We start from the raw sequence: 26,443 nt of genomic DNA, 5'->3' as shown, positions 1-26,443 counted from the left end.
CATTCACGCTGTCCTTCGACACTGGACGGAAGAAAAAAAAGCCAAGAGGTCGTGAAGACGTCTTGGCTTTAGATCAAATCAAAATTTGAATTTTATTGGAAATAGTGACGGTAATAGATCGTGAAAGTGGGATCGATTTTGCCGGTTTCAACGTTGCGACCGTTGTAGGTCTGATAGTTGTGCAAAGTTCCGTGAGATTGTTCCAGTCGGAAACCAATGCGCCAGTTCTTTTTACCCGTGGACAGATCCACGTAACCTGAGCCCAGATAACCATTCTGGAAACCTTTGGAGTTGTGACCGATCTCTGCTCTGTAAGTCAGCGTTTTTGGGCCGGCCTGACACCACAAAACCCCACCCACGTTGGCAGCCACGTAGCTGGCCCCATCGATGGTGGAACCATGGCCGCCCAGTTCGGTGAACGCACGGGCACGGCAGGTGTTTTTGGTGTTCACGTACTCTTTGGCGATACCAACATAAAGACCCATAATCAGGCCATCACGGGTTTTCTGACCGTCGCTGACGTAGGTAGGTGTCTTCGTCTGACCTGGTTTCAGGTTGTTCACCATCTGGTGGAATTTGTCCTGCTGGGTCGCCGCGGTCAGAACGTTGCCGCGGGAATCAGACTGCAGCTGCTGCCAGCCAGCTTCGGCTTTCCAGTAGAAAGTTTCCGAGCGTGCGTTGTCGATATTGTCGATTACGAACTTTAGAACGTTTTCGTTGGTGAAGTGCTGGTCGATGCCACGGCCACCGTCAGGAAGTTGTTTGGCAGTGCCTTCGATTTCGCGAGTGTACAAATCAGAGGTCGCATCAAACTGCAGGTAATGACCCGTCGGCAGGAAGCCACCGATGGAAAGTTTTGATCCATGAGTGTAACCGTTGTCATCAGTGTCAGCGCCCACCGCAATTGGATTCAGCAGGTTGTAGTCGTTGGTGACGGCAAGATAAACGCTGATGCCACGCGGGCGTTCAAAGTCTTCACCTGGAAGGAATTGTCTGAACATTTCAGGAACATCGCGGGCGTCTTTGAATCGGATGTGGATCACACCACCCAGTTTTTCCGGGCGAGCGGCGTTGTTGTAAGAATATTTATGACTGAAGATATCAGGCTGCGTGTTCTCGGAGTACAGATCCTGGAACTTCCAGAATTCTTCAGCATGGGCCACTGAAGAAAGACCAAGAACGGAAGAAAGAACCAACGAGCCCCATCTTTTTGAAATCATGAATCCACCTTGCGAATTTTTAATAGAGTTAAAGCACAAGTGGGCAATTCACAAGACAGGGGCCAGGCGATTCACCTTTTTCTATGGGGTCGTCTAAAGTTCAGCCGGTTAAACTTCGCAATGACGTGGACTTACGTGGAACACGCGCCAGTGAAGGCTTTCAAAGGGGCTATTGTTTCGTTGTCGGAGTGGTTGGAGCAGGGGCAGCGGGAGCCGCTACCGGCTTTTTTTCCTCTTCATTCCAAGAGAACGATTTCATGATCTGATTGCAGCTTTGCAGGGACTTGCTGAAGCTGGCTTTGTCATCCAGGCAGGTCATGATCGCCACGCGGTCCTGATTTTTCAGGATCACCTGACGGATCTGTTTGTTCTTGGAGCGGGAAAGCATATCCACCACCAAAGCGGGGCTGCCGTTCAATTCGAAACTCTTGGCCGAGATCACCTCAAAGCCATAGTTCGGGTAGTCCCGCATCCATTTGCGCGTGTAAAGCTCCAGCGACGCGGTTTTAGCCACCTTGTCGGTGCGAATGCTCAAGACTCCTTTGCCGTTGTCTTTGGCGGCAAAGCGGACCGTGTCCAGCAGGCTTTGTTCAGAGGTGGCAACCGGGACCCAGGATGTGCCTTCGGTTTTAAGGGTGAAACCCTTGTGCAGGAAATAAAGACCCTTTTCCGGATTGGTCAATGCCGAAGAGCTCGTCGCCGGATAAGGCGCCGCCAGGGCAGACATCGGTAAAAGGATCAGCAAACCAAGCAGATTTCTCACTTCTTCAGGGTATCTGAAGGGGCGCCTTCCAGGCAAGGGCCTAAATCCGTCGGTAAGGCGACAATGTAAATTTGTTTCTTGTCCTGAAAACTGCGAGTAAATGCCAGACGCTCTTGGGGTTCATTGGAAACCACCGGGGACGCCAGGGAGTCACGGCCTTTGAATACGACCTGTGTGCATTGCTTTTCCAGGTCATAGACCTCCAGCTGCCAGTGTTTGTCACCCTTGCGAAGGATGCTGTAAAACAGACGGGCCGGGGATCTGGGCGCAAATTGCAGATCGCGGTATTCGCCCTCCTGGCTTTTCAGAACGACGGGGATCTTTTCATTCAGTTTGAAGGCCACCAGGCTTTGGGTGTTGGCTTTCAGATCCTTTTCCACCCACACCAGTTGTTTGCTGTCAGGGGAAAGGGTGGCAAAGCGTTTTTCTTTGTCTTTTTCTGCAGAGATTAAACTGACCGGCAGGTTCTTCAGATCCAGACGATAGATGCCCGTCAGGCCACCACGGCGGGAGGTGAACAGAATTGCAGGCTTCAAAGCATGGGTCATGAACAGACTTTGTCCGTCATAGCCCGGTTGCTGGGTCAGGCGCACAATCTCGGTGCCGTAAAGATCACTCATGTACAGATCTGACGGAGGATATTCTTTGTCGAAGGTTTTGTTCAGCAGCGGGCTTTCTTTGATTTCATCCGTGGTGGAGGAATAAAGAATCTCGGAAGCACTGATATAGATCGCATCAAAGGCATCACCGTCAGAGAACGTCACCCGGCGCTCTTTGTTCTTCGCCAGATCCATTTCGTAAATCTGCGAGCCTTTGTGGGATGAACGGCCACGGCTGGTGTAAATCAGTTTGTCGTTGTCTTCGGAAAAACGCGGGTGATCATTGTCACCCAGGAACGTGATTTGTTTGGAGCCTTTGGCCAGCAGATAATCCGGAGTCAGAACGTCTTTGGTGACACTCAAATGTGAACAACCCGTTGCAAGAATACAAAGGGCCACGATCGCCGGATTCATCCACTTCATAGTTTAACCTTGTGCAGTACTTTCTGGAGTAAGGAAGAAGGATTGACCTTCTTCAATTCTTTCAAATCCACCCACTGCAGGTTTTTCCCCGTCAGTGATTTCTTTTCAGTGATTTGAATAAAGATATCATGATGGGTAATGTTGTGTTTGGCATCATAGGCTTTGGGCTTGTTTTTTTCCATGCTGATTTCCCCGGGGAAAATCATCTGGCCTTTCAGGAAGGGCGCATAGTCATTCTGTACCAAAGCCACCTTTTGGTTTTTTATCGCGACCAATGGTTTCCAGACCCAGACCTCGGATTCTTTGCGTGGCTTTTTCAGCGGCAGCTTTTCCACCAGATTTTTTTCGCGGGACACACAAGTCGCGGCCCACGGGCATAGCATGCACATGACCTTCTGTGGAGTGCACACAGTCGCACCCAGCTCCATCAGGCCCTGATTGACGACATCCGCCTGCCCCAGCAGGGACAGCTCGTCCGAGATCTTTTGCAGATGATCACGACCCTTGCCGTTCCACCATTCCAGTTTCAGGCCATAGCGGCGGGACAGAACACGAATGACGTTTCCGTCCAGCACACCGACTTTTTCACCGAAGGCGATGCTGGCCACCGCGCGGGAGGTGTAAGGGCCAAAGCCCGGAAGCTCCAGTAATTCAGCGGCGGTTTTTGGAAAACCACCGGCGGCCAGCGCCTTGGCGGCCTTGTGCAGATTGCGGGCGCGGGAATAGTAGCCAAGGCCGGCCCAGGCTTCCATCACGTCGGCTTCGGGGGCGTTGGCCAGATCCTGAACGGTCGGGAACTTTTGCAGGAATTTTTCAAAGTAGGGAATGACGGCAACAACAGTGGTCTGTTGCAACATGACTTCCGAAAGCCAGATACGATACGGGTTTTTATTTTCCCGCCAGGGCAGGGAACGTTTGTTCTTGTTGTACCACTGGGTCAGTTGCTTGTGATCTGTCTTGTAATCGTGTTGGGCCGCCATGCGCGGTAATGTAGTCAACAGCCCAAGGCAGAGTCAAGGGGCGTCATTGCCCAAGGCTCGACACGGGGGTAGAATAAGGCTGTAACCGGGCTGGTTCAGTCCGTGAGGAGCACCATGGAATACAAACCGTTGAGCGGGCGCGAGTTCCCGCGTTTTTCCGCAATTAAAACTTTCTTCAGATTGCCGTATGTCACTATCGAAGCCGACTATGAAGTTGGTATCTTTGGCATCCCGTATGACGGTGGCGTTTCTTACCGTCCGGGCGGTCGTTTTGCTCCGGCGAAAGTGCGTGAGGTTTCCAGTTTGGGCCGGGGATTCCATATGACCCGCATGGAAAATTTCTTTGAAAATCTGAAGGTGGCCGACATCGGCGACTGTCCAACGGTGCCGATTGATCAAAAACAGACTTACGAAAAAATTGAAAAATTTGTGGGCGAGGTTCTAAGTCACAACAAACGTTTTCTGGCGGTGGGTGGGGATCACTCCACGACATTGCCGGTGTTGCGTGCTTTAAGAAAAAAGTACGGCAAGCCTTTGGCGTTCATTCACTTTGATGCGCACTTGGATACCTATCCGGCGGCCTGGGGTCAGGAATACCATCACGGAGCTTTTGCCCGTCATGCCGTGGAAGAAGGGCTGGTGGATCCAAAGAAAATGGTACAGATCGGTATTCGTGGGCCGTTGGCCGGCGGGGATGATCTGAACTTCGTGAACAAACACGGCATTCGTGTGATCACCGTGGATGAAATCCGCAATCAGCCGATCACGGAGTTCCTGAAAACCCTGCCGACATTTGACGAAACACCGACCTATATCAGCTATGACATCGACAATCTGGATCCCAGCTGTGCGCCGGGAACGGGAACACCGGTTCCGGGGGGCCTGACGACTTATGAAGTCCAGCGCATCTTCCGCGCCTTGAAAATTCCAAATTTAGTGGGCGGCGACGTGGTAGAGATTTCACCTCCGTTTGACCACGCCGACATCACCGCATTGGCCGGTATGGATGCGCTTTTTGAAATGCTGCACTTGTTTCCGACCAAGAAATAATTAATTTCTTTCGCCGTGAGATATCACCAGGATCTGGAATTTGGTGATGTTCACGGCGACAAAACTGACCGCATTGACGCTCGGAAACCAATAGGTGTCCGGATCCACCCAGAAATTTTCCAGGCCTTGTTTCAGCCTCAATAGTTCCCAATGATTCTTTGATTTGGTCTGCTGCATGATCTGGATGTGATCGGCATCGTCGTAACGTTGGATCTGGCCTTCCATGGAGGAAAGCAGAGCCTGCATCATGGAAGACCAGGAGGCTGCGCGCAGCTGCCAGTCGTTGAGCTCGGTCAGTTCATCCAGATCCTTTTGCAGTTCGGACGCACTGCTTTGATAAAATTCAAATCGCAGGCACGCAAAGTCTGGAAACGATTCTTCAACTCGATCGCATTCAGTCCGCAGAGCCTTCAGGCTGGCCGCAGGTTCCAGCTCTGTCATTGCAAAAAGGCGAGCTGAAAAGCTCAGAATTAAAATGAATACACTCGCAAATTTCATGAGAATCCTCCTGTAGCCAATTGTGCTGCAAAGAAGTCACCACCTCTGGTGGATCTTGAATTAGTCTTGAGCATCGTTAATGTCCGGCACTTGGATTAAATTTTACTTTTCGCAATTTGGAATTTGGCAAAGGAGTCTGTTAGTATAAGGCCATGAAACTTTTGGTGCTTCTGGTGTTTCTTGTAGGTTCAATTTCTGTCGATGCGCGGACTGCAGAGCTGAGGCCTCTGACTATGGGTCTGCCATTTCATGTGAATCGTGTGAAGGCCATCCAGCAGTACCAGGATTTTTTGACTGGCACCTTGGCTCAGGCCGGATTTAAAGTCACAGTGCAGACGTCCCAAGGCAGGTTGATCAGCCAGATGCTGGTGGATGGAGAACTGGACGCCATCATGTACGATGACAAAAGCTGGACCGAGGGAAGGAACAAAACCGTGTCGGTTTCTTTTCCGATCATCCGTACCCGCGCCCGGGTGTTTTATCTGAGCGATCACAAAAAATTCAGCGAAGAAAAGCTGAAAAAATTCAAAGGTGGATTTTCCACCAACAACATCGTTTTGAACAAAGAAGCATCCCGCAGAAAATTGAAATACATCAACACGTCCAGTCCCTTGCAAAGTGTGGTGGATCTTCTGGGGGGCAAGATCGACTATTTTGTTGCGATTCAGGAAGTGGGCCTGAGTGTGGTGGACTCCCATCCCGAAGCCAAGGGCCGGGTGGTTATGGGCAAGACGGTTTTTCATGAAGTGCCGGTCTATCTAACCTTTGCAAGAAAATTTGAACCTGATCTTTCCAGGATTGAAGAGGCCTTCAGAAAGGCGCTGACCGGGGATCTTTCAAAGTATCCGCTGATTATGGAAAACCTGAACAAAGAGCCCTGAAAAGAAAAACCCGCTGATTTTGCCAGCGGGTTTTTTGTTTTAAATCGGGGTGATTTCGTTGGGCGGGGTCAGACCTTTCTTTTTGATCTTCTCCACCAGTGTCGTGCGGTTCAGTCTTAGCAACGCCGCTGCCTGATTGCGATTCCAGCCGGTTTTTTCCAGGGCTTTCAGAATCAGGGCGTTTTCGTAAGCGTCCACCGCCGAATTAAAGTCCATGCCCATATCCGGGATCTCCAGACCGCCGATTTCAGTCGAGGCCGTCTTGCCGGATTTGTATTTCAAAGGCAGATCAGAAATATCCACCTGACCCTGGCCTTTCAGGATCGTCATACGCTCCACCAGGTTTTCAAGTTCACGGATGTTGCCCGGCCAAGGGTAATTCACCAGACAGTCCAAAGCATCAGAAGTGATGCCCGTCAGACCGCGGCCCTTGGTTTTGTTGAAGATATCCATGAAATGATTCAGCAGCAGAGGGATATCGGTTTTGCGCTCGCGCAAAGCCGGCACGGTGATTGGAATCACATTCAGGCGATAGAAAAGATCTTCACGGAAGCGGCCGTTTTCGACAGCGTCTTCCAGATTCAGGTTTGTCGCTGCGATCACTCTTACATTCACGCTGACAGTTTTGGTGGATCCCACCGGCTCGAAACTTCTTTCCTGCAAAGCACGCAGAAGTTTCACCTGCAGGGATGGTTCAAGATCACCGATTTCATCCAGGAAGATCGTGCCCCCGTCAGCCATTTCAAAACGGCCCACACGGTTGGCAATGGCGCCGGTGAAGGCCCCTTTCATATGACCGAACAGTTCGCTTTCCAGAAGCTCAGAAGGGATCGCACCGCAGTTGATCGGTACAAATGGCCCTTGTGCGCGTGGGGAATTATAGTGAATCGCGCGGGCAATCAGCTCTTTACCGGTCCCGGATTCCCCGGTCACCAGAACTGTCGAGTCAGAATCTGCCACGCGTTCAATCATGCGCAGAACATTCTGAATCTGGTCGCTGGTGCCGATGATCTGGTCGAATTTGTATTTCTTGTTCAGTTCAGAGCGCAGTTGCTGATTTTCCTGCTGCAGTTTTTTGTGCGTCAGGGCTTTTTCAATCAGACTCATCAGCTCTTCAAGATTGAAGGGTTTGGTCACAAAGTGGAAGGCCCCTTTTTGAGTCGCACGAATCGCGGACTCAATAGTGGCATGACCCGTCAGGATGATCACTTCGGTCGCTGGTGTCAGCGCTTTAAGATAAGTCATGAACTCGATGCCATCGCCATCCGGAAGGTTCAAATCGACAATGGCCAGATCCACCGGGCTGTCACCCTGGCACAGTACTTTGGCTTCTTCGATTTTGTTGGCAGTGATGACGTTCAGGCCTTTGCGATCCAGCACCCGGAACAGAGCGGTGCGGAGTGAGGATTCATCATCTAATATCAGGACACGTTGGCTACGCATGAACCTTCCTTCCATGGTGGGTTCTTGGCGGAATAAACCGCCTAAAATCAGGATAAGGGGATTTTGACGGGACTGTCAAAAAATCCGCGCCTGGCAAGGCTTTCAGGACCATAAAACTGGACGGGGGTGGGAAAAAAATGCCAGATTCTGCTAGCCCAGAGGCGAGGAAAATTCGAGCTTTTTCTCGTGAAGCAAGGCCTGCCAAAACCCATGGAAATTGCTAACAGCTAAAGAAGACTTGGGTATTCCAATTTTACCAGAAAGAACTGATTAAAAGACGGGCAGACCTGACAGGGATTCGCAAAAACCCCTGCCTTGTGAGGCCACAAGGGCTTAGAAGCCCAGGTTTTCGATCTTTTTGCGAAGCAGGTCCAAAGTGACGGGTTTAACGATGTAGTCATCCACACCGTCTTTCAAGGCGGACTTCACCGAGTTTTCATCTGACACATTGGTGGTCATGATGACTTTCACGGATTTGAATTTTCGCGACCGTTTCAGTTCCTGCAAAACGGCGGCACCATCACGCTTGGGCATACGCCAATCCAAAAAGATCAGTTGCACGGGGTTCAGCGTATCAAAGGCATTTTCCAATTTTCCCAAAGCGATGGATCCATCTTCGGCTTCAAGAATATTCTTAAAGCCCAGGGTGTCCAGCGCCGCCACCATGATCATGCGGTCGGTGCTGTTGTCGTCAATTACCAGAGTCGGACATTTAATGCGTTGAAAACTCATGTGGAAATTCCTTGTTGTGGTACTTCGAGCATTTCTGAGCGCCACAGATGCGTGCAGGCCATCTTGTATTCAGAGCGAAGTTGCAGCAGCAGATAACGAAGCTCTTCTTTGGTGCCCGCACGGGCCTGCTTTTCGATATCGCTGCACAGTTGACCCATGACACGCAGGCCGGCATTCACACAGCTTGATTTCAGATAGTGGGCGCGGTCAGCAAGGTCTTTCAGATCCCCGCGTTTTTCCGCTTCGATCATCTCCACCACATAGGCGGGGGCCTCTTTACCCCATGCCTGCAGAATCTGCTTCATCAGGTCGTCAGCCATATCCGGGCTGATCTGGCGCAGGTTTTCCATGGCTTTGGGATCAACCACCTGGGTTGCCGCATATTTCAGATGCCGTGACCACAGCGCCAGTTTTTCATCAAGCTCTGCCAGGGTCAGAGGTTTTGACAGATAGTCACACATGCCGGCAGCCAGGCAGGCTTCTTTGTCGCCGCGAATCGCGTTGGCGGTGACGGCAATAACGGCCGGCCCCTGACACCATTGCGGGAAACGTTCCGTGATTTTTTGCGCGGCCACATAACCGTCCATGACGGGCATGTGGCAGTCCATCAGGATAATGTCGTAGGTGCCGGAAAGGGTTTTCTCCAAAGCCTCTTTCCCGTTGTTGACGATGTCAAACTTGTGTCCCAGTCGGTTCAGCATGACTCTCACAACTTCCTGATTGGTCATGTTGTCTTCGGCCACCAGAATTTTCAGAGGGGCCTGGGATGATGAATAGCTTTGTGATTCCCTCGGACGCTGGTTTTCCGGCATCACGTTGATCGCCTCAAGAGGCAGGGTCACCCAGAAGATGGAGCCTTCGTTGGGTTTGCTTTCCACTTCGATCTTGCCGTTCATCAGCTCCACCAGTTGTTTGGTGATGGAAAGGCCCAGACCGGTACCGCCGAATTTGCGGGTGGTGGATTTGTCTGCCTGCTCAAACGGAGAAAAGATTTTTTTCAAGGTCGCTTCGTCCATGCCCAGACCCTGATCCTTGACCTGAATCTGCAGCATGGTGCGGGACTGATCACTGCGGAAAGAGTTTACAATCAGGCTGACGGTGCCTTCCGAGCTGAACTTGATGGCATTCCCCAGAAGATTGATCAGGATCTGGCGCAGGCGCAGGACATCCCCTGAAAACGCTGCCGGCGTCTGTTCGCTGACCGAGGCATGCAGATCCAGTCCTTTGGATTTGGCAGAGTATTCAACGGTGTTGATGACTTCCTGAACCAGCTTGCGCGGCTCAAAATAGCTTTCTTCCAGTTCCAGTTTGCCGGATTCAATTTTTGAAAGATCCAGAATGCCGTTGATCAGCGACAGCAGGTTCAGGGCGGATTCGCGGATGATTTGAATTTTCTTTTTGATTCCCGATTCAGGGTTCTGATCCAGCAGAACTTCGGTCATGCCCAGAATTCCATTCATCGGTGTGCGGATTTCGTGGGACATATTGGCCAGGAAGCTTGATTTCATATGAGAAGCCTGAAGGGCTTCGTTGCGGGCTTCGACCAGTTGCTTTTCGAGCTGGCGACGCTGACGGCCTTCAAATTCTGTCATGACATAAGCCACGATGATCAGCAAAAAGGCCATAGCAGTGCCCAGCACCTGCCACAATTGATTTCGTTGGGCTGTGATTTCGGATTCCTTTTTCAGTGCCAGTACGCGGGCGCGTTCGTTAGTGATGACCGTGTTAACCGCTTCACGCAGCTGGTCCATGACACCCTTGCCTTGGCCGGATTTAACCAAAGCAATTGCGGAGCTGAGTTTGCCAACACGCACCTGATTGATGACGTTTTCTGAAATTTCCATTTTCTGGCGAACCAGAGCGGACATGGATTGATATTCAGGGCTGGCTTTCAGAGTTGCCGGAGCACTCTTTTCAAGGAGTTCAAATTCCTTTTCGATCGCATCGTTGGCATCCAGATACGGCTTCAGAAACTGTTCGTTCTGCGTCAGCACGTAACCGCGCTGGCCGGTTTCCAGATCCAGTGTGGATTTTTCCACGTTCTGAATCATAGAAATAAGAGCTTCGGTTTTTTCATAAAGTGCAATGGTTTCTCGATATTCCTTCAGGGCCAGGAATTTCAGGATGAAAACCGTCAGGGTGGCCGCAACACCGGTTGAGAACAGCAATAGTGTCAGGGTGCGATTCATTTTAAATGCCAAGCTGGTCCTCGTTTCCGAGTCTTCAGGATAAGAGAAAGACTCTGCTCCAACAAGTGTCCTAAGACCTAAGGCGTGTGTGTCGGAGTGAAGGAAATCTTAACACCATTTCCGGCAGTTTTGTCAGGAAGAATTTCCAGTTTGGCGTCATGATCGCGCAGAATTTGGGACGCAACGGAAAGTCCCAATCCCAAAGGCATGGAGGTGCTTTTTTCCGGAGAACCATTGTCGTGGATCAGGATTTCGGGCCCGGCCTCGGTCATCAGGATTTCGATATCCATCAGAGCCTTGAAGTTCTTGTTGTGGCGAATGCGGTCGGTGACCCGGTCAATCGAGATTTGCAGGATGTTCTTCAAAGCCTGGGCCAGCATGTTCAGGTGTCCGCGAATGACGATATCATCGGCCGGGAAGTGCAGCTTGACCTCGATGCCTTGGGACTTGGTTTGAAGCTCGACAATTTTCAGGGACCTTAAGCAGACTTCTTTCAGGCTGACAGCGCCTTCGCGATCGGCATTGGGATCGCGGGTGAAGCCCAGCAGATTCTGGACGATTTCTTTGCAGCGCTGAACGCCGGCTTCCATCTCCACCACGTCTGGATAAAGTGGATGTTTCGGATCCATGTCCATCTTGATCAGCTGAGTAAAGGACAAGATCCCACCCAGGGGATTGTTCAGTTCGTGGGCGATGCTCGATCCGATGGTGCCCAGTTCGGCCATTTTGGCGGATTCCAGGATCTGGCGTTCCATCTTCAGTTGCTGGGTGACGTCGTGATACAGATTCACAAAGACCGGTGGCTTTTCAGAATCCAGCACCAGGCTTTGAGAATAGACCTCAAAGGTGCGCGCGGAACTGCGCGACTGGACGCGGAAGTTTGAACCCCGCTGGCAACCCGGGCAGGGCTCTTCGCGGTTGTATAAAACCTTGAAGCACTTGCGCGAGGTCTCTTCCTTGTTTTCACTCAGGCGCTCATTCAGGGCTTTGTTGGACTGAATGATGTCGTAATTCGTATCGATCAGAACGACAGGGTCGGACATCGAGTTGAATGTCGCCTCCCATTGTTCTTTCATGGATTCAGACTCTTTCAGCTTTTGGATGCGATCCAGCGCCAGGGCGACAGCTTCGGCCACGCGGGTCAAAAAGTCGCTTTCATCCTTGGAAAAAGGATGGTCGGGGGCGCGCAAGAAAAAGATCGAACCGACTTTTTCATGCTGCCGGAACAGCGGCACCTGAAACTGGGTGAAACTCAGTTGGGTCTGGACTTGTTTGGCAAAAAGTTCGTCCTGTGGATGGAAGAACAGGCGAATCCACGAAGTCTGTACCGTGGCCGCCAGCGAATCATTCAGCAGCTGTTCGATTTCAACAACCGAGCTGGCCTCGTGCACGGCCATCAGCGCGCGTTTGAAGCCTTCAATGCGCGAATTGGTCAGGAAAAGTTTGCGGCGGGCTTCGGTCAGGAACTTGGTTCTTTTCTGAACCCGTTCTTCCAGCTCGATTTGCAGCCGCTTGAGTTGCGCTGTCTGTTCGCGAATCAAAAGGGCGAGATTTTCATCCTGCTTGCGCTGATTGGCTTCTTCCAAAGCGGAAAACAGATGGGTTTCCAGATCCGGATCTTGAAAGCTTTCCATCACACGCAGGAATGTGAATTCCTCATGCAGCAGCGCCAGCTGGTTGGCGGAAAAATCCGCTGGAACCACGGCGATAAACTGCGTGGCCGGATGGGCGCGTTTGACCTCTTCGTAAAATTCCGGAAATTTTTTCCCCAGAATCAAGGTCACAGACAAAGCCACCACATCATAGGTGGAATCCTGGATCCAGTGCCAGGCCTGATTTAAGTCCGTGGCGATGTGGGCACCCAGCTCTTGCAGGCGCGCATCCCAGGGGCCGATAAGCAGAAATCCGGCTTTCAAAGTCCGCATGTCGGGATCAGGTCCTTGTGGTGAGTGATGGTAAAGTCCGGATGATCTTCCGGATACATCGGTTTTTCGCCGGTGTGTTCGCCATAGGCGAAATAGCAGGTGTCAGCCCCCACACGTTTGCCGTCGCGAATCTCGCTGGACAGACGGTTGCCGATGCTCAGCAGATGTTTCGGGTCATGACCTTGAGTGCGCAGAATTTCACGGAAGGCACTGTCTTTCTTTTCCCCGATAAAGCCGTTCAGAATATAAATGCCGTCAAAGAAACCGGCGATGTTCAGGGCTTTGATCTTTCTTTCCTGAGACGGACGTGAACCCATCGTCACTAGAAATAACTTATAGCGTCCGCGCAAGGTTTCCAGATTTTGCAAAGAGCCTTCCAGCAGGGGCAGAGATTCCGGCACCTGGGGATTGTAAAACTCTTCCAGCGCGTCGTGGATGGCTTTGCCTTTTTGGTTGGTTCCGAAGCGATTGGCAATCTGTGTGAAAATTTCGGTGTGGGACAGTTCCTTGGCCAGCTCTTCGCGGGCGCTCATGCATTCATCCAAGGTGCATCGCAAACCGGCTGCCAGCATAGCTTCGCAGGCCCGCTGGGAGGCACGAGGCACCAGCAAACCCGAGGTATCTAGCAGAGTGTCATCCAAATCGAAGGCGATGCTTTTGTACTTTGTCATTTATGCATTCCGTCCCGTGATCAGAAGTTCCAAGCCTGGTTTGAAATGGGGCCAGACCAGATTCAGATCGATGTGCTCTTGCTCTTCGATGCAGATCACAGGAATTTGATGTTCAATCCATCCATACTGTCCAAGGCTGCCCGGTGTCGGATAGCCAATGTCCTCGCGGGCTTCATAGCCGGTCCCGGTGGCCAGAGTTTCGGCCGCCTGTTTGCCCGGAGCTCCCGTATAGACAACGCAAGGCTCCCACGAATGAAAGTGTACTATAAGCTGTGGCTTTTCGTCCTCAATGAGTTTTACCAGAGCCTGAACTTCCCTCTCACTCCCAGGCGAAGGGCCAGGATAGTATCGGGGAGCTTTGCTTTCGGGGCTCCAGTCGCGGGATGGGAAGTTGCGATTCAGGTCCACGCCATTGGCGTTGGTGCGCTGATTCTTGCCGTAGCCGTCGGGATTGATGCAGGGGATGAGGATCCAGGGGCGCAGGCGACCGCTGTTGGCGCTTTCCTCCTGCTTTAGCCAGTGCAAAAATTCTTCTGCCAGGCGGACCCCCTCGGGTTCGTCGCCATGCACACCGCCAATAAACAGAATCGGGCGTTCGGAAAAGTCACTGAGGCTGTGTGATTTTTTATACAGCTCAATGGAAGTTCCCTGAGAGGTGGTGGCCCAAGAAGTTTGGTGAAAAATTTTTGCTTGCATGAGACAATTAAGCCTGTTTTTTTCAGATAAGAAAAGCTTTTAAAAGGAAGTTTCGAAATGTCAGCAAATGCATCTGAGAAGTTGACGGTTATCGCTCTTGCGGCAGGCAAGGGAACTCGTATGAAGTCCCCCCTCCCGAAAGTCCTTCATCCTGTAGCGGGCCGTCCGATGATTGAAAAAGTGATTCAAGCCTCCAAACAAGCCGGCGCTGCCGAAGTGCGCGTGATTGTTGGTCATGGTCAGAATCTGGTTCGTCAGGTTGTTGAACCCATGGGTGTTGCCTGTTACGTGCAGGATGAACAGCTGGGCACGGCCCACGCGGTTCGTTGTGCGAAACCAGAAACCATCGAAGGTGTTGTGGTTATCATGAACGGGGATCACCCGTTGATCGAAGCTTCCGACATCAAGGATTTCGTGCGCATCTTCCGCGACGAAAAATGTGATCTGGCGGTGGTGACGGCAGTTCTGAAAAACCCAGGCGAATTCGGCCGGATCGTGCGCCACAAGGGCGACCTTGCCGCGATCGTGGAAGCCAAAGACGCTTCCGCTGAAGCTCTGAAAATCCGCGAGATCAATACCGGCATTTACATCGTGAAAGCATCCGTGCTTTCCGAGTACCTGCCGCAGATCTCCAATAACAACGCCAAAAAAGAATACTACATCACCGATCTGATTGCTTTGTGCATTCAGGACAAGTGCCGTGTCCAGGCGATTCAGTCCACTCCGAAAGTGGCCGTGGGCGTGAACAATCAACTGGAGCTGGCGCGCGCCACCCGTCTGCTGTTCAAGCGCAAGGCTTTGCGTCTGATGGAAGACGGCGTGCTGATGATCGATCCACGCACCGTGTATGTGGAAGAAAGTGTTGAGATCGGTGCGGGCACCGTGATCTATCCGAATGTCTTTATTCGTGGTCGCACCAAAATCGGTTCGTTCACTGTGATTGAATCCAACGCCTTTATTTCGGACTGCGAAATCGGCGACAGTGTGCAGATCCGTGGCGGCAGTTATCTGGAAAGCTCAAAATTGCACAACAAGGTGTCTGCGGGACCTTACGCGCGCCTGCGCCCGGAAACTGAGATCTTCGAAGAAGCCCACGTTGGCAACTTCGTCGAGATGAAAAAAGTGAAGTTCGGGAAAAAGTCCAAAGCCGGTCATCTGACTTATCTGGGGGATGCTGAAATCGGCGAAGAGGTGAATGTGGGCTGCGGAACTATCACGTGCAATTACGCTGCTGATAAAAAGAAATATAAAACCAAAATCGGAAACCGCGTCTTCGTGGGCAGCGACACTCAGTTTGTGGCGCCTATCGAAGTGGGTGATGATGCCATCATCGGTTCCGGCTCCACGATCACCAAAAACGTGCCGGCGAAAGCTTTGGCCGTGGCCCGTGGAAAACAATTTATAAAAGAAAACTACTCCGCGAAAACTGCGGAAACTGAAGAAAAAGAGCAGGTGTAAGATGTGTGGAATTGTCGGTTACTTGGGTCCACAAAGTCCTAAAGATATTATTGTCAGTGGTTTGAAAAAACTTGAATACCGCGGCTATGACAGTGCCGGGGTGGCCATTCTGGATCATGGCAAAACCAAACGCGTGCGCGCACAAGGAAAGCTGAAAGCCCTGGAAGACAAACTGGCGACTGAAAAGTTCGACGGTCATATCGGCATCGGGCACACTCGCTGGGCGACTCACGGCAAACCTTCCGAGCGCAACGCCCATCCGCATCAGGTGCGTGGGATCAGCCTGGTTCACAACGGCATCATTGAAAACTATCTGGATATCCGCGAAGAACTGAAAGCCCAGGGTGCTGACATCACGTCAGACACGGATTCTGAGCTGGTGGCTCATCTGATCGCCAATGAAGTGGAAGTGACCAAGGATCTGTTCAAAGCTGTTCAGAACGTGCTTGAAAAGATCCGTGGTGCGTTCTCGATCCTGGTGATGTGGGAGCAGGAGCCGGATCGTCTGGTGGCCTTCAAAGACGGCCCGCCGCTGGTTGTGGGCATGGGCAAGGACGAAGTCTTTGTTGCCAGCGACGTACAGGCCCTGATTCAGTACACGAAGCACTTCGTGTATCTTGAAGACCGTGAAGTGGCTTCTATCAAGGGTGCTGATGTTAAGTTCTTCTCTGCCAACGGTTTCCCGATCCAGAAAAAAATTGTCGAGCTGAACTGGAATCCGGAAATGGTGGAAAAGCAGGGTTATGCCCACTTCATGCTGAAAGAAATCTACGAACAGCCGCGCGCCGTAGCGGCGGCGATCGAACCCCACGTGAATCCAGAGACCTTCTCGGTCGCTTTGAAAAACGTGGGCTTCGGCGGGCAGTCCGTGCAAAAGCTGGAAGAGCTTGATGCCAAGGCTGACTGGGCAAAAACCCAGGAAGTTTTCAAAAGCATTGAGCGTGTGTTCATCATCGCCTGCGGCACCAGTAACTATGCCGGCAACGTAGGTAAGTATCTGATCGAACAGCTGGCCAAGGTTCCTGTTGAATGCGACATCGCCAGTGAATTCCGTTACCGCAATCCGGTAATCCCGGCAAAGAGCCTGGTGATCACGATCTCTCAATCCGGAGAGACGGCCGACACTTTGGCTGCGATTCGCATGGCCAAAGAAATGGGTGCGACGACTTTGAGTATCTGTAACGTGAAAAACTCCACGATCGACCGTGAAGCTCATGGACACTTGTACATGAACTCGGGTCCTGAAATCGGGGTGGCTTCCACCAAAGCGTTCACCAGCACCATGGCGGTTTTGAATACGTTGGCGATCGCGATTGCGCGCACTCGCGGTGTGATGAGCGAAGCGGAAGAAAAAGAGCTGGTTAAATCCCTTCTGGCAGTGCCAAGTCAGATGGAAGGTGTTTTGTCTTACGATAAATACTTTGAAGAAGCAGCCTCCAGTCTGAAGCTTTTCCGCGGATTCCTGTACATGGGCCGTGGCACCAGCTTCCCGATTGCAATGGAAGGGGCTTTGAAGCTGAAAGAACTGGCTTACATGCACGCGGAAGGTTATGCCGCCGGCGAGATGAAGCACGGTCCTTTGGCATTGATTGACGAGCGCATGGCGATTGTCATGGTGGCTCCGACGGATCATCTGTACGAAAAAACCATCAGCAATTTGGAAGAAGCCCGTGCCCGTGGTGGCAAGGTGATTTCTATCGGCACTGGTGACAATGAAAAACTGCGCGAGATCAGCGAACACTATCTGGCGATTCCGAAGGCCCACTGGACGGTGAACGCAATTCTGGCGGTGATTCCTTTGCAGTTGATGTCTTATCATCTGGCAAGCAATCTGGGTTACGACGTGGATCAGCCACGCAACCTGGCCAAGTCAGTGACGGTGGAATAAACTATTCAGCCCCGGGTGTCCCCCGGGGTTTTTTGTTTCTACAGAAGTCTTTCTTTCACCTTCAATATAAAAGTACAAAGCCATCAAAATCAGAATGAACCCCGCCGTGACAATCAGCAGATGTATGAACATAAACTGAGTCCATTCTTCACGCAGCGACAGCCATTGAGATGGAATGGTTCCGGTGCGTCCCGCTTCGCGTAAAATGACATTGATTTTATAGTGGCCCTGATAGGACAGGATGATTTCGTCCAGCAGGCAGAAAAGGGCCGAGACCACACAGATAAATTCAAACGAACGCCATTTCCTGCTCCGGAGAATCAGCCAGCAGATGGCTGAACCGATCATCGTCAGATAGATCAGCCGCACCTTGGGTTCAAACAAGGGCTCTGCCACACGATAGAATTCCAGATATTGTTCCAAGGGCATGCGCGCCAGAACCTGACTGGCGAACGTTGCAAAGTACAGCACGAATCCGGCGAACAATCCGATGCTTAGAACGCAGATAAAAATGCAAATTCGCAACGGGAGTTGGGCCATCGTGTTTATTGTCAGCACAGAGGCAGGCGATGGCAAATTTTAGATCAGTAAGAAAACTAAATTGATTCTGTTTTATGACGACGATGGTGGGCCGTCAGCAGAAGTACAAATGCGACCACGCTGAGTGCCAGGTGATACTTCATCATGGCAAGCCATTCTGTGCGCAGGTGTTCCCAGTTAGGTGGCAACTGATGGCTTTGCTTCCAGGTGGTCATGATGTTGTTCAGGGGCACCTGTGCGCGGTAGGTGACGTATAGCTGATCTATAAAACACAGCAATGCCAGATTCAGCATCAGGAACTCGCGGGACTTCCAGTGTTTCAAAAGACAGACCCACCAGATCGCAAGACTGCTGAGCAAAACCATAAAGAAGTAGGGAAAGATCGCCGCAAAAGTGGGTTCCGTGATGGAGTTTACTTCAACAAAGGATTGGGGGCCCAGGCTGGTGACCGCGGGGCCGATAATGGCCACCATCGACAGACTGTGCCCAGCCAGTAATCCCATGCAGATGATGGCGACAAATCGGGCCCAGGAGCGAATCTTCATCCGGCCGCGTTCATCAGATTATAGAAGGATTTGACTCGTTCTACGAAGTCCACCGTCTCATAACCACGAGCCGGTCCGTATTCAAACTCCGCGGCGTATTCCGGATCCGCCAGCAATGGCAGAATCTCACGCATGTGTCTCCAGGAGTAAGGATTGCGGCCCATCTTTTCGGCCAGCTTTTGCGCGTCTTTTAGGTGAGCCCAGCCGACATTGTATGCAGCCAGTGCCAAAGCCAGACGGTCTTTGTAATTCAAGTGGGAAGGCACGCGGTCCATCAGGGAGCGCAGATATTTGGATCCGCCCCAGATGCTTTGCAAAGGATCGGTGCGGTCTTCAATACCGACATGCAAAGCGGTGTCAGTCGTCAACTGCATCAATCCACGCACTCCGGTGAAGCTGCGGGCTTCCGGATTCCAGTGCGATTCCTGATAAGCCACCGAGGCGATCAGCTGCCAAGGCAGATTGTGTTCGCGACCAGCATCACGGAAGGCTTCTTTATAAGTCGGCAAAGTCGTGCGGATTTTTTTGAAGAACTGGGCGATATCGCGCTTATCCAACTGGGTCAGGTACGTTTTGTAGCGATCCAGGATGCGCATGATTTCGTCTTCGCGGGAAGCCTGCTGATACCAGTGTTGCATCAGATGCAGCAGACTTGAGTTGTCCGGGGACAGCTGCCAGCTCAAAGAGTAGGGGGCTGTCAGGTCGGTGACCTTTTCAATCGAGGTGTGATAGCGGGCATAGAAATCACCGCTGAAGTTTTCTGCGATGACACAGTCGTTTTTGCGTTGAGCAAGACTTGAGATCAGATCCTGGGTCTTTATGTTTTCCTGAATCTCCACCTTCACTTGCGGTGAAAGCTGGGTCAGACGTTGCGACAAACCCAGGTAATTGTCTTTTTGCAGCAGCGAGATGTTTTTGCCATTCAGATCCTGGATGTTTTGGATCTGGGCCTTCTTGTGGCAGTAAAGGCTAAGATAAGTTTCTTCGTATGCAGGGCCGGTCAGGAAGCCGGTCATATTGTGAGGAGTCCTCAAGCGGGCTGCGGCGATATCCCCTTCGCCTTTAGACAGCGCCCGCAACACCGAGTCCTCATCCGGAAGTACCACGTACCTCAGTTTAAGGTTGTAGCGGCTGGCGAAGTTTTCCAAAAGATCGTGATCGATCCCGAAAGCCCCGCCGCGTTTGGGCTGACTATATATAAGAGGACTTTGCGTGGTCAGAACCACGATTTCACCTTTGGACTGAACCTGAGCCAAGCTCTCCTGTTCGTCCATAATCATGGCGTCGCAGCCATTCATGGCGACCGTGGTAAACCCAAGGCCTCCGATTAGAAAGGCCCGGGCGATTTTCTGTCTTAATCTTAAAATCGTTCCCATAGCGTGGGGCAGTGCTATCCTTTGGCGCGCCGCCAGTGCAAGCATTAAGCACCGAATTTGTGTCTTAAAATGTGAATACTGTACGGTTTGTGCACAAAATCCCCGGCAAATTGTAAAAAAGCTCAGTCCTCGGTGGGTGTTACAGGGCGGCGTCAGAAACCCAGAGATCGCTCGTTTTTATGACGCAAGCTAGTCGAAAAAGCCCGTTTGGGGCGTTGACTCCTCTGTCAGATTCCACGATCGTTTTTGCCAATGGCCACTAAAGGGAGGGTTTTAGTGTCTGAGTTTTCTTATGTTCACACTCGTGGTTGGGTTGAGGTTGTTGTCGGTTCCATGTTCAGCGGTAAGACCGAAGAGCTGATCCGTCGCCTGCGCCGTGCGGAATTCGCGCGCCTGCAAATTCAGGTTTTCAAACCTATTATAGATAAACGCTACAACGAGATGGCCGTGACTTCCCACGATCTTACGACCATTGATTCCACTCCGATTCACGATGCTGAAGAAATCTGGAACCTTCTAAAGCCAAACACGAAAGTGGTGGGGATCGATGAAGGTCAGTTCTTTGGTCAAAATCTGGTGCAGATTGCCCAGGATCTGGCGGACCGCGGGTTGCGTGTGATCATCGCGGGTCTGGATACAGACTGGCAGGGAAAACCCTTTGAGCCGATGCCGACTTTGATGGCCGTGGCTGAAAGCGTGACCAAGCAGCATGCCGTGTGTGTGGTGTGCGGAGCTCCAGCCAGCCGCACGCAAAGAACCGCGGGTGGCGACGGGCAGGTTCTGGTCGGAACTCATGACGCTTACGAAGCGCGCTGCCGTCAGCACTTCAAACCGGAAGTGGATGCACCCACCCTGGACTGGAAGCTAAAACGCGAAATGGAAATCTCCTAAATAAAAAGGCCCCTGATGGGGCCTTTTGCTTTTTATGGATTCCACTGCTCCATCACATTGCGGGCAATGGCGATCTGTTTTTCTTTGCGCAGGGTTTTGTCGCGCTCTTTTTCCGCCAGAGGTGGCAGCAAAGCAAAGTTGATATTGGTTGGCTGGAAGTGTTCAGCACGGGTTGGATCCGTGATGGCTTCAAGCAAAGAACCAAAGGCACTTTCGCGCGGTGGAGGATTGAACGGCTGGTCTTTCAATTTCTGATTCAGGAATCGCGACACCATCAAGCCTGTGCAGGTCGATTCAAAGTAACCTTCAACACCCGTGATCTGGCCGGCAAAGAACAACCAAGGATCATTCTTGCTGGAAAGGTCTTTGTTCAGACGCTTCGGGGAATTGATGAACAGATTGCGGTGAATGCTTCCCAGTTTCAGGAACTCGGCGTTTTCAAGGCCCGGGATCATGCGGAACACACGAACCTGTTCGCCGTAAGCCATGCGGGTCTGGAAGCCCACCATGTTATAAGCCGTGCCCTCTTTATTGTCCTGACGAAGCTGAACCACGGCCCATGGATAACGGCCGGTGCGAGGATCATCCAGACCAATGGGTTTCATCGGACCAAAGCGCAAAGTCTGCGGGCCACGATCCACCATCACTTCAATCGGCATGCAGCCTTCAAAAAAGTCCGTAGTCTCGAAGTCTTTCGGTTCGATCTTGCGGGCTTTTTGGATTTCTTCGATGAAGCGGTTGTATTCTTCCTTGTTCATTGGGCAGTTGTAGTAGTCCCCGGTGCCCTTGTCATAGCGGTCGGCTTTCCACGCAATTTCCGTGTTGATGGAATCTGCATCGATGATTGGTGCAATGGCATCAAAGAAATAAAGGAACTCATCACCAAAATGCTGGCGCATGCTTTCGGCCAGATCATCGTGAGTCAACGGACCCGTGGCAATCACCGCCGGACGGGGAATGTCGTTCAGGGATTTCACCACGTCATTGCGGATTTCAATGTTAGGGTGATTTTTGACTTTTTCAGTCATGATGGCAGAAAAGACCTCGCGGTCCATGCCCAAAGCCTGGCCGGCCGGAACCTGTGCCTCAAAAGCGGCCTGCAGGATGTGAGAGTTCAGCTTTTTCGCCTCCCACTTCAGTTGGCCTGGGGCGGAATGTTCACCCAAGCTGCCAAAAGAGTTGGAGCACACAAGTTCTGCGAATTTGTGGGTTTTGTGCGCGGGAGTCATGGTTTTATCGCGCATCTCGTAAAGAACGACACTGTATCCCATGTCAGCTAGTTGCAGAGCGCATTCTGAGCCCGCAAGCCCTGCTCCAACGACTGTAATTTTTTGATTTTGAGTGATATTTGTCATCTTTGTGGTAGACCTTTTCTTACATGGATCCCAAACAGAAACCCAAAGGCAAATTATCTATCGGCTCGGAAGTACTACAGAGACTTTTCGAAAATGGCAAGTCGCCATTGTCCGAGCAGTTTATGCGCTGGAAACTATGGGCAAAATGGGAAGAAGTCGTAGGCCCAACCATCGCTAAAAATGCCGAGCCAGTGGGTTTTCAGAGGGGTGTTTTGTACGTTTGGGTGCGCAACTCGTCCTGGATGCAGCAGATGATCTTTATGAAAGATCCCATCCGTGACACCATCAATCAGAAGTTTGAAAATAACTTTGTAAAATATATCAAGTTCACCCTGGATCGCCGGGAGGTTCCAACTGAGGACACCTCCACTTTCAAAGAGATGATCCAGAAAATCGCACCAGAATCCGACGACGAATAAATCCTTATTTTAGTTTCTTAAGTGCATCCAGCCACGGGTTCATCAGCTTTTCCAGCTGAAGGCGGCTTTCTTCCGGCAGGTGCGGTTTCAATTCGCTGAGTGCCAGCAGGGTGTTGATACGCTCGGGCAGACTGAGTTTGCTGCCGTCGCTGTTGATATAGAATTCTTCTTTGTCGTTGAACATCTGGCGGTTCATCGCATAGTAAATTTCCTGGGCGGACCACAGGTAGGAATCAATTTTCGTGATCTGCCAGCCCTTCAGCAGGGCGCGAATTGCCAGCGCCTGTTGTTCGACGCGATAGTCTTTGTTCATTTCCAGAGTGCGCTCATTCAGATTCATTTTGGTCACAGCCAGTTTGTCGGCGGTGATCAGCTGATTGGAAATGAAATTGGAAATTGCCAGGATCAAAAGACGCATGTCCTTGCGGCCTGCATTCAGAATTTCCAAAGGCGCTTCGCCATTGGCATCCTTTTCAAGCAGGATCGATGACTTGGTGTTTTCAACCCCTTCCGTGGCATCCAGGAATTCACTCAGCGCCAGCAGGAAGTTTGTGGTGTCGCGGGTGCTGACGGTGTGGGTGCGTTCACCTTTTTTGATATCGACGATTCCGGCCATCACAGCGGTCTCGTTGGTGGTGCCATAACTGTCCGCCCAAAGCAGATGGTTGTTCAGGCTGAGCATGAATACCGGTGTCGCTTTTTTGGTGATGTCCTGAAGCAAAACCGCCGCATTCCCCAAATTCAAAGCAAAGAGCATGTCTTTCGGGAACAGAGGCTGTTGCAGGTCTTCATGCTGGGCATCCTGAGTCAGGTCCTGTGCCTTGATCGGGCCAAGCTGTTCATCATAGGCGGTTTTTTTCCAGTCCGCCGTCAGGCGCATCATGCGGCTTAATCCACGAATCTGGGAAGCGAAAGCCGCTGCCGAGAAATCCTTTTCGTAAGTCATCTCATGATCTGCATGATAGGCGTCGCGCAGCTTGATGACATCAGGAACACGGAAAGAAAGCCCCGGATCTTTGGAGGCATCAAAGTTCATTATGTCCAACAATGTGCCTTCGTGATTCACTGGCGCCAGCAATGCAGGTACCAGATTGTTGTCAGCATCGCGATAGCCGGCAATGGCCACGAGCTTGTTCACTTGTGCCAGCATAATGGCAAAGGCGTTGGGGTCATCCGCCGGGGTTTCTTCCAGCAATAGCACGTTGGCCGCCATCGCAGGGCCAATGGAGTCCGCGCGCAATTGTGCAGAGGCTGCGGCTGGTTTCAGGTTCAGAGCTTTGCTGGTGGAGGCCTCAAACAGCACTTGGGCGCTTTCAAAACCCGGCAGAACTCCGCCGGTCGCAGGCAGGACTTTCTTCTGCCACACCTTAAACAGGTTTTGCACATAGTTCTGATAGCCGTCGCGCACGCGTGTAATCGCAGCCGCCTTGTCGGTCAGACCCACATCGATATTGTCGGCAAAGGTCTGGGGCATTGTTTTTACGAAGTCGGCAGCAAAGGATTCAATGGAAGTCACAACGTACTGGCGTGTGGCGTTGTTCAAATCACGCTGCAAAGTTTCAACACCGAATTTTTTGATCTTGGGAAGGATGAAGATCTTTTTGGTGATGCCATCAATGATGCCGCCATTGCAGCCTTCCGTCGCCAGACAAATCAATTCATCTTCGCTCTGCTTTGACAGGAAGTCGTACAGAGTTTCATTCACCGGTTTGAAGTTCTGTTCACGCTCGGCCGGGGTCAGCATGCGCCATACATCCACGATCACAGTCAAAGCGCTTTGGGCGTCAGACATGCGATCCAGGCCCACCGCCAGTTTGCGGCCCTGAAGCATGCTGGTCTGAAGCTCCGGGGTCAGTTCGACTTCAAACTGCTTAACGGCGTCATCAATCAGGCGCAAAGTTTCAGTCAGGGTTTTGGTGGCCGCCAGCTTCGCCAGCAACGTGCGAACTTCCGCAAACAGGGGCGTCGTCTTTTTCTGGAATTCCTCCGTCAGGCCGCTTTCAATGACCGGAATCAGCCCCATGTTCGGGATTTCGGCCAGTACCATCCTGGTGAATGTCTCGGCGCGAGAAAGGATCTCCTTCAGATTTTTGATGGGAACTTGAGGCAGACCCGGGCCCAGAGCCTCGATGTGCCGGCGAATCACCGGGCGTGATTTTTCGATGTCAGCAAGAACTTCGGTCAAAGTCCCGCGCACTTGTTCCTGAGTCTGTCCCGTGGCCAGGGCGGCAAAAGGCGAGTCGGCCAGTTCCGTCGTCAAAGTGGATTGCGGGTTGCTGTAGTACTGGCGAATCCAGGACAGTCCGGTTTGTTGCAACGCTGGATTTTCAGTTTTGGCGCCCAAAGTGTGCAGGGCCTCTGCGATTTCAAAGAACCGGGCGCTGCCGATGGTGCCAGCCCAGTACAAGGCTGGCGTGTCTTTGCCAAACTGGCGAACGCGCAGGTTCAGACGGGTGTCTTTGGACTGCGGGCCGAAAGAGGTTTGAGGTTTTTCAAAGACACGTTCTTCCACCTTCGGCGCACACGCCGATAGAGCCAGGGTCAGGGGCAGGGCCGAAGACATCAGAATGTGCAAAGACTTTCGTAGCATGGGCCCTCCTTTCTAGAAGAACATCATCAAATTCATTTCCTGCGCCAGCTGTCGTTCGATATTCACGCCAGCAAAGACATCAGAAATCTGATAGCTGATCATCATGGGAATCAAAGCGGTCTTTTTAAAATAAGAATTCACTGTGCTGTAAGTCAGTTCCGCTTTCACACGGTGAGCCGTCGAAGCTGAATTCAAAGCCAGCAGGTCATAGCGGGTGTTGCGATCACCGCGATAGACGTCTTTTTCTTTGGTGGAATAGTCATAACCAGCCCCCAGTGTCCAGCTGTCGCTGAATTCATAGAAGGCATTGCCACCGACAGTGGCGATGTTACCCAGGGTGCGGGTCACGTCTTCTTTGGTATTGGCGTCAGGCAAGGTGTCATCTTCATCGGTGGGGACCCGGGCGGTGATGTTGTCCGGGATGTTCAACAGATAAGACACATAGGGCACCAGATAGGCGCCGGCAAAGATCTTGTGGGAATAAACGAAAGAGTTCGTGATATTCGTGCGACCGAAAACATTCAGCGCAGCCAGATCGTCGGTGTCGTACTTGGGGCCGGTGGGCAGATTCAGCTGGGCCTGATGGGCCATGGTGATGTCGCCCTTTTCATAGAACTTGTAGATGCTCACCACATTCACGTCACCAATGAAGCTTTCATCACGGTTGGCCAGGGGTTTGTACCCCTTTGCCGTCAAAGTTTCATTGGTGGCTTTACTCAGGTCCGTATTCAAAGCCGCATCCAGTTCCGGATTCAATCCAGAGAACTGCTCGCGGTAGTATTCAATATTGGAGAATTCCTGGGACAGGGAAATTTTGTTGGTATAAGACACCACCGGCACACCGAAACCGATTGTCCAGTTTTTGGTGATGCCACGGGCAAAGACCGGGGCATAGTATTGAACCTTCGGCATGGTGTCCACGCGCAGGACACCCAGATTGAAGGCATCACCCAGATTGTGCCCGCCAAAGCGGTTCAAGGCGTCGATCAGGCGTTTGGCGTCGGAATTGAATTTTGCCAGGGATTTGGCGTCGAAGACCACGGATTTGTAGTCGCCAAGATTCATCAGGCTGCCGCTTTCGGTGTATTTCTGGCTGATGCCGTCGATCATCCCGAAGCGCAGGGAAGGGCTGTTGATCCCTTCAGGCAGCGTGCTTGTTCCCATAAGCGAACCATAGGCGCAAATTGAGCCTAAAATTCCGCAAAATGTTACAAGTAACGCCCGAATATTCACAGCATTTCCTTCTAAAGCATTTAGATTGTATTTAAAAGTCTCTTCTGAAACTTACTAACTAAAACCTGAAATTCTCAT

Annotated in this window: 23 protein-coding genes; 6 read left to right on the top strand and 17 right to left on the bottom strand. The window is 51.6% G+C overall.

Annotated features, from left to right (window positions below):
- Window positions 1-92: 92 nt before the first annotated feature.
- The 4 genes from BD_RS15740 to BD_RS15725 form a co-directional block, all read right to left on the bottom strand.
- The gene (locus tag BD_RS15740) at window positions 93-1,220 is read right to left on the bottom strand and encodes a hypothetical protein (RefSeq protein ID WP_011165774.1); all 1,128 of its coding nucleotides are present in this window, start codon (window positions 1,218-1,220) and stop codon (window positions 93-95) included.
- A gap of 169 nt (window positions 1,221-1,389) precedes the next feature.
- Entirely contained in the window at window positions 1,390-1,983 is a 594-nt protein-coding gene (locus BD_RS15735; protein WP_041583631.1) for a hypothetical protein, read from the bottom strand.
- Window positions 1,980-3,005: a TolB family protein gene (locus tag BD_RS15730; RefSeq protein WP_011165772.1), complete on the bottom strand. Its 1,026-nt coding sequence runs from the start codon at window positions 3,003-3,005 to the stop codon at window positions 1,980-1,982. Before BD_RS15730 ends, BD_RS15735 begins: the two co-directional genes overlap by 4 nt.
- Window positions 3,002-3,985 (bottom strand): A/G-specific adenine glycosylase, encoded by a 984-nt coding sequence (locus BD_RS15725; protein WP_038448542.1) that lies wholly within the window; start codon window positions 3,983-3,985, stop codon window positions 3,002-3,004. Before BD_RS15725 ends, BD_RS15730 begins: the two co-directional genes overlap by 4 nt.
- A 114-nt stretch (window positions 3,986-4,099) precedes the next feature.
- Between BD_RS15725 and speB the strand changes: the two genes are divergently transcribed.
- A complete protein-coding gene (speB, locus tag BD_RS15720) occupies window positions 4,100-5,035 on the top strand; it encodes an agmatinase (protein WP_041583630.1) in 936 nt (311 codons plus the stop codon).
- Here the strand turns inward: speB and BD_RS15715 are convergent, their stop codons facing one another.
- Entirely contained in the window at window positions 5,036-5,533 is a 498-nt protein-coding gene (locus tag BD_RS15715) for a hypothetical protein (RefSeq protein ID WP_011165769.1), read from the bottom strand. It lies immediately after the preceding gene.
- 152 nt (window positions 5,534-5,685) lie between these two features.
- On the opposite strand from BD_RS15715, the gene BD_RS15710 reads away from it, so the two are divergent.
- Window positions 5,686-6,414, top strand: coding sequence for a type 2 periplasmic-binding domain-containing protein (locus tag BD_RS15710; protein WP_011165768.1), 729 nt, complete (start codon window positions 5,686-5,688; stop codon window positions 6,412-6,414).
- 39 nt (window positions 6,415-6,453) lie between these two features.
- On the opposite strand, the gene BD_RS15705 is transcribed toward BD_RS15710, so the two are convergent.
- The 6 genes from BD_RS15705 to BD_RS15680 all read right to left on the bottom strand — a co-directional run bounded on the left by BD_RS15705 (window position 6,454) and on the right by BD_RS15680 (window position 14,070).
- The gene (locus tag BD_RS15705) at window positions 6,454-7,857 is read right to left on the bottom strand and encodes a sigma-54-dependent transcriptional regulator (protein ID WP_011165767.1); all 1,404 of its coding nucleotides are present in this window, start codon (window positions 7,855-7,857) and stop codon (window positions 6,454-6,456) included.
- 333 nt (window positions 7,858-8,190) lie between these two features.
- Window positions 8,191-8,589 (bottom strand): response regulator, encoded by a 399-nt coding sequence (locus tag BD_RS15700; RefSeq protein ID WP_011165766.1) that lies wholly within the window; start codon window positions 8,587-8,589, stop codon window positions 8,191-8,193.
- Complete coding sequence (locus BD_RS15695; protein WP_011165765.1) at window positions 8,586-10,790, bottom strand: ATP-binding protein; 2,205 nt, start codon at window positions 10,788-10,790, stop codon at window positions 8,586-8,588. Before BD_RS15695 ends, BD_RS15700 begins: the two co-directional genes overlap by 4 nt.
- 65 nt (window positions 10,791-10,855) lie before the next feature.
- On the bottom strand, window positions 10,856-12,703 hold the full coding sequence (locus BD_RS15690) for a PAS domain-containing sensor histidine kinase (RefSeq protein ID WP_041583629.1): 1,848 nt from the start codon (window positions 12,701-12,703) through the stop codon (window positions 10,856-10,858).
- Complete coding sequence (locus BD_RS15685; RefSeq protein ID WP_011165763.1) at window positions 12,691-13,374, bottom strand: HAD family hydrolase; 684 nt, start codon at window positions 13,372-13,374, stop codon at window positions 12,691-12,693. The genes BD_RS15690 and BD_RS15685 overlap by 13 nt, the downstream gene beginning before the upstream one ends.
- The gene (locus BD_RS15680) at window positions 13,375-14,070 is read right to left on the bottom strand and encodes a M14 family murein peptide amidase A (protein WP_011165762.1); all 696 of its coding nucleotides are present in this window, start codon (window positions 14,068-14,070) and stop codon (window positions 13,375-13,377) included.
- A 57-nt stretch (window positions 14,071-14,127) separates the two neighbouring features.
- On the opposite strand from BD_RS15680, the gene glmU reads away from it, so the two are divergent.
- Together glmU and glmS are read left to right on the top strand one after the other, a co-directional pair.
- Window positions 14,128-15,528 carry a bifunctional UDP-N-acetylglucosamine diphosphorylase/glucosamine-1-phosphate N-acetyltransferase GlmU gene (gene glmU / locus BD_RS15675; protein ID WP_011165761.1) on the top strand — a complete coding sequence of 467 codons (1,401 nt, stop codon included), beginning with the start codon at window positions 14,128-14,130 and terminating at the stop codon, window positions 15,526-15,528.
- Window position 15,529: 1 nt separating this feature from the next.
- Entirely contained in the window at window positions 15,530-17,416 is a 1,887-nt protein-coding gene (gene glmS, locus BD_RS15670; protein WP_011165760.1) for a glutamine--fructose-6-phosphate transaminase (isomerizing), read from the top strand.
- On the opposite strand, the gene BD_RS15665 is transcribed toward glmS, so the two are convergent.
- From BD_RS15665 to mltF, 3 genes are read right to left on the bottom strand one after another with little or no spacing between them, the layout of a single operon-like run.
- Window positions 17,399-17,956 carry a hypothetical protein gene (locus BD_RS15665; protein WP_041583628.1) on the bottom strand — a complete coding sequence of 186 codons (558 nt, stop codon included), beginning with the start codon at window positions 17,954-17,956 and terminating at the stop codon, window positions 17,399-17,401. The two genes, glmS and BD_RS15665, sit on opposite strands and share 18 nt — an antisense overlap.
- A 56-nt stretch (window positions 17,957-18,012) precedes the next feature.
- Window positions 18,013-18,501 (bottom strand): DUF1772 domain-containing protein, encoded by a 489-nt coding sequence (locus BD_RS15660; RefSeq protein WP_011165758.1) that lies wholly within the window; start codon window positions 18,499-18,501, stop codon window positions 18,013-18,015.
- Window positions 18,498-19,877, bottom strand: coding sequence for a membrane-bound lytic murein transglycosylase MltF (gene mltF / locus BD_RS15655; protein WP_144313798.1), 1,380 nt, complete (start codon window positions 19,875-19,877; stop codon window positions 18,498-18,500). The genes BD_RS15660 and mltF overlap by 4 nt, the downstream gene beginning before the upstream one ends.
- 276 nt (window positions 19,878-20,153) lie before the next feature.
- Here mltF and BD_RS15650 point away from each other — a divergent pair, with 276 nt between their 5' ends.
- Window positions 20,154-20,768, top strand: a complete 615-nt coding sequence (locus BD_RS15650) for a thymidine kinase (RefSeq protein ID WP_011165756.1) — start codon at window positions 20,154-20,156, stop codon at window positions 20,766-20,768.
- 32 nt (window positions 20,769-20,800) lie between these two features.
- On the opposite strand, the gene trmFO is transcribed toward BD_RS15650, so the two are convergent.
- The gene (gene trmFO / locus BD_RS15645; RefSeq protein ID WP_011165755.1) at window positions 20,801-22,123 is read right to left on the bottom strand and encodes a methylenetetrahydrofolate--tRNA-(uracil(54)-C(5))-methyltransferase (FADH(2)-oxidizing) TrmFO; all 1,323 of its coding nucleotides are present in this window, start codon (window positions 22,121-22,123) and stop codon (window positions 20,801-20,803) included.
- A 23-nt stretch (window positions 22,124-22,146) separates the two neighbouring features.
- On the opposite strand from trmFO, the gene BD_RS15640 reads away from it, so the two are divergent.
- Window positions 22,147-22,542, top strand: coding sequence for a DUF721 domain-containing protein (locus BD_RS15640; protein WP_011165754.1), 396 nt, complete (start codon window positions 22,147-22,149; stop codon window positions 22,540-22,542).
- A 4-nt stretch (window positions 22,543-22,546) separates the two neighbouring features.
- Here the strand turns inward: BD_RS15640 and BD_RS15635 are convergent, their stop codons facing one another.
- Entirely contained in the window at window positions 22,547-25,132 is a 2,586-nt protein-coding gene (locus BD_RS15635; RefSeq protein WP_011165753.1) for a hypothetical protein, read from the bottom strand.
- Window positions 25,133-25,144: 12 nt separating this feature from the next.
- Complete coding sequence (locus tag BD_RS15630) at window positions 25,145-26,296, bottom strand: hypothetical protein (RefSeq protein ID WP_157865728.1); 1,152 nt, start codon at window positions 26,294-26,296, stop codon at window positions 25,145-25,147.
- Between the last annotated feature and the right edge of the window lie 147 nt (window positions 26,297-26,443).

The sequence above is a fragment of the Bdellovibrio bacteriovorus HD100 genome (assembly GCF_000196175.1).
Taxonomy (GTDB): domain Bacteria; phylum Bdellovibrionota; class Bdellovibrionia; order Bdellovibrionales; family Bdellovibrionaceae; genus Bdellovibrio; species Bdellovibrio bacteriovorus.
This window is presented reverse-complemented; position numbering and strand designations above follow the sequence as displayed.

Coding starts and splice junctions, on each gene's coding strand:
- BD_RS15740 (WP_011165774.1), bottom strand. CDS start 1,220: ATGATTTCAAAAAGATGGGGCTCGTTGGTTCTTTCTTCCGTTCTTGGT.
- BD_RS15730 (WP_011165772.1), bottom strand. CDS start 3,005: ATGAAGTGGATGAATCCGGCGATCGTGGCCCTTTGTATTCTTGCAACG.
- BD_RS15725 (WP_038448542.1), bottom strand. CDS start 3,985: ATGGCGGCCCAACACGATTACAAGACAGATCACAAGCAACTGACCCAG.
- speB (WP_041583630.1), top strand. CDS start 4,100: ATGGAATACAAACCGTTGAGCGGGCGCGAGTTCCCGCGTTTTTCCGCA.
- BD_RS15715 (WP_011165769.1), bottom strand. CDS start 5,533: ATGAAATTTGCGAGTGTATTCATTTTAATTCTGAGCTTTTCAGCTCGC.
- BD_RS15710 (WP_011165768.1), top strand. CDS start 5,686: ATGAAACTTTTGGTGCTTCTGGTGTTTCTTGTAGGTTCAATTTCTGTC.
- BD_RS15705 (WP_011165767.1), bottom strand. CDS start 7,857: ATGCGTAGCCAACGTGTCCTGATATTAGATGATGAATCCTCACTCCGC.
- BD_RS15700 (WP_011165766.1), bottom strand. CDS start 8,589: ATGAGTTTTCAACGCATTAAATGTCCGACTCTGGTAATTGACGACAAC.
- BD_RS15690 (WP_041583629.1), bottom strand. CDS start 12,703: ATGCGGACTTTGAAAGCCGGATTTCTGCTTATCGGCCCCTGGGATGCG.
- BD_RS15685 (WP_011165763.1), bottom strand. CDS start 13,374: ATGACAAAGTACAAAAGCATCGCCTTCGATTTGGATGACACTCTGCTA.
- BD_RS15680 (WP_011165762.1), bottom strand. CDS start 14,070: ATGCAAGCAAAAATTTTTCACCAAACTTCTTGGGCCACCACCTCTCAG.
- glmU (WP_011165761.1), top strand. CDS start 14,128: ATGTCAGCAAATGCATCTGAGAAGTTGACGGTTATCGCTCTTGCGGCA.
- glmS (WP_011165760.1), top strand. CDS start 15,530: ATGTGTGGAATTGTCGGTTACTTGGGTCCACAAAGTCCTAAAGATATT.
- BD_RS15665 (WP_041583628.1), bottom strand. CDS start 17,956: ATGGCCCAACTCCCGTTGCGAATTTGCATTTTTATCTGCGTTCTAAGC.
- BD_RS15660 (WP_011165758.1), bottom strand. CDS start 18,501: ATGAAGATTCGCTCCTGGGCCCGATTTGTCGCCATCATCTGCATGGGA.
- mltF (WP_144313798.1), bottom strand. CDS start 19,877: ATGGGAACGATTTTAAGATTAAGACAGAAAATCGCCCGGGCCTTTCTA.
- trmFO (WP_011165755.1), bottom strand. CDS start 22,123: ATGACAAATATCACTCAAAATCAAAAAATTACAGTCGTTGGAGCAGGG.
- BD_RS15640 (WP_011165754.1), top strand. CDS start 22,147: ATGGATCCCAAACAGAAACCCAAAGGCAAATTATCTATCGGCTCGGAA.
- BD_RS15635 (WP_011165753.1), bottom strand. CDS start 25,132: ATGCTACGAAAGTCTTTGCACATTCTGATGTCTTCGGCCCTGCCCCTG.
- BD_RS15630 (WP_157865728.1), bottom strand. CDS start 26,296: ATGGGAACAAGCACGCTGCCTGAAGGGATCAACAGCCCTTCCCTGCGC.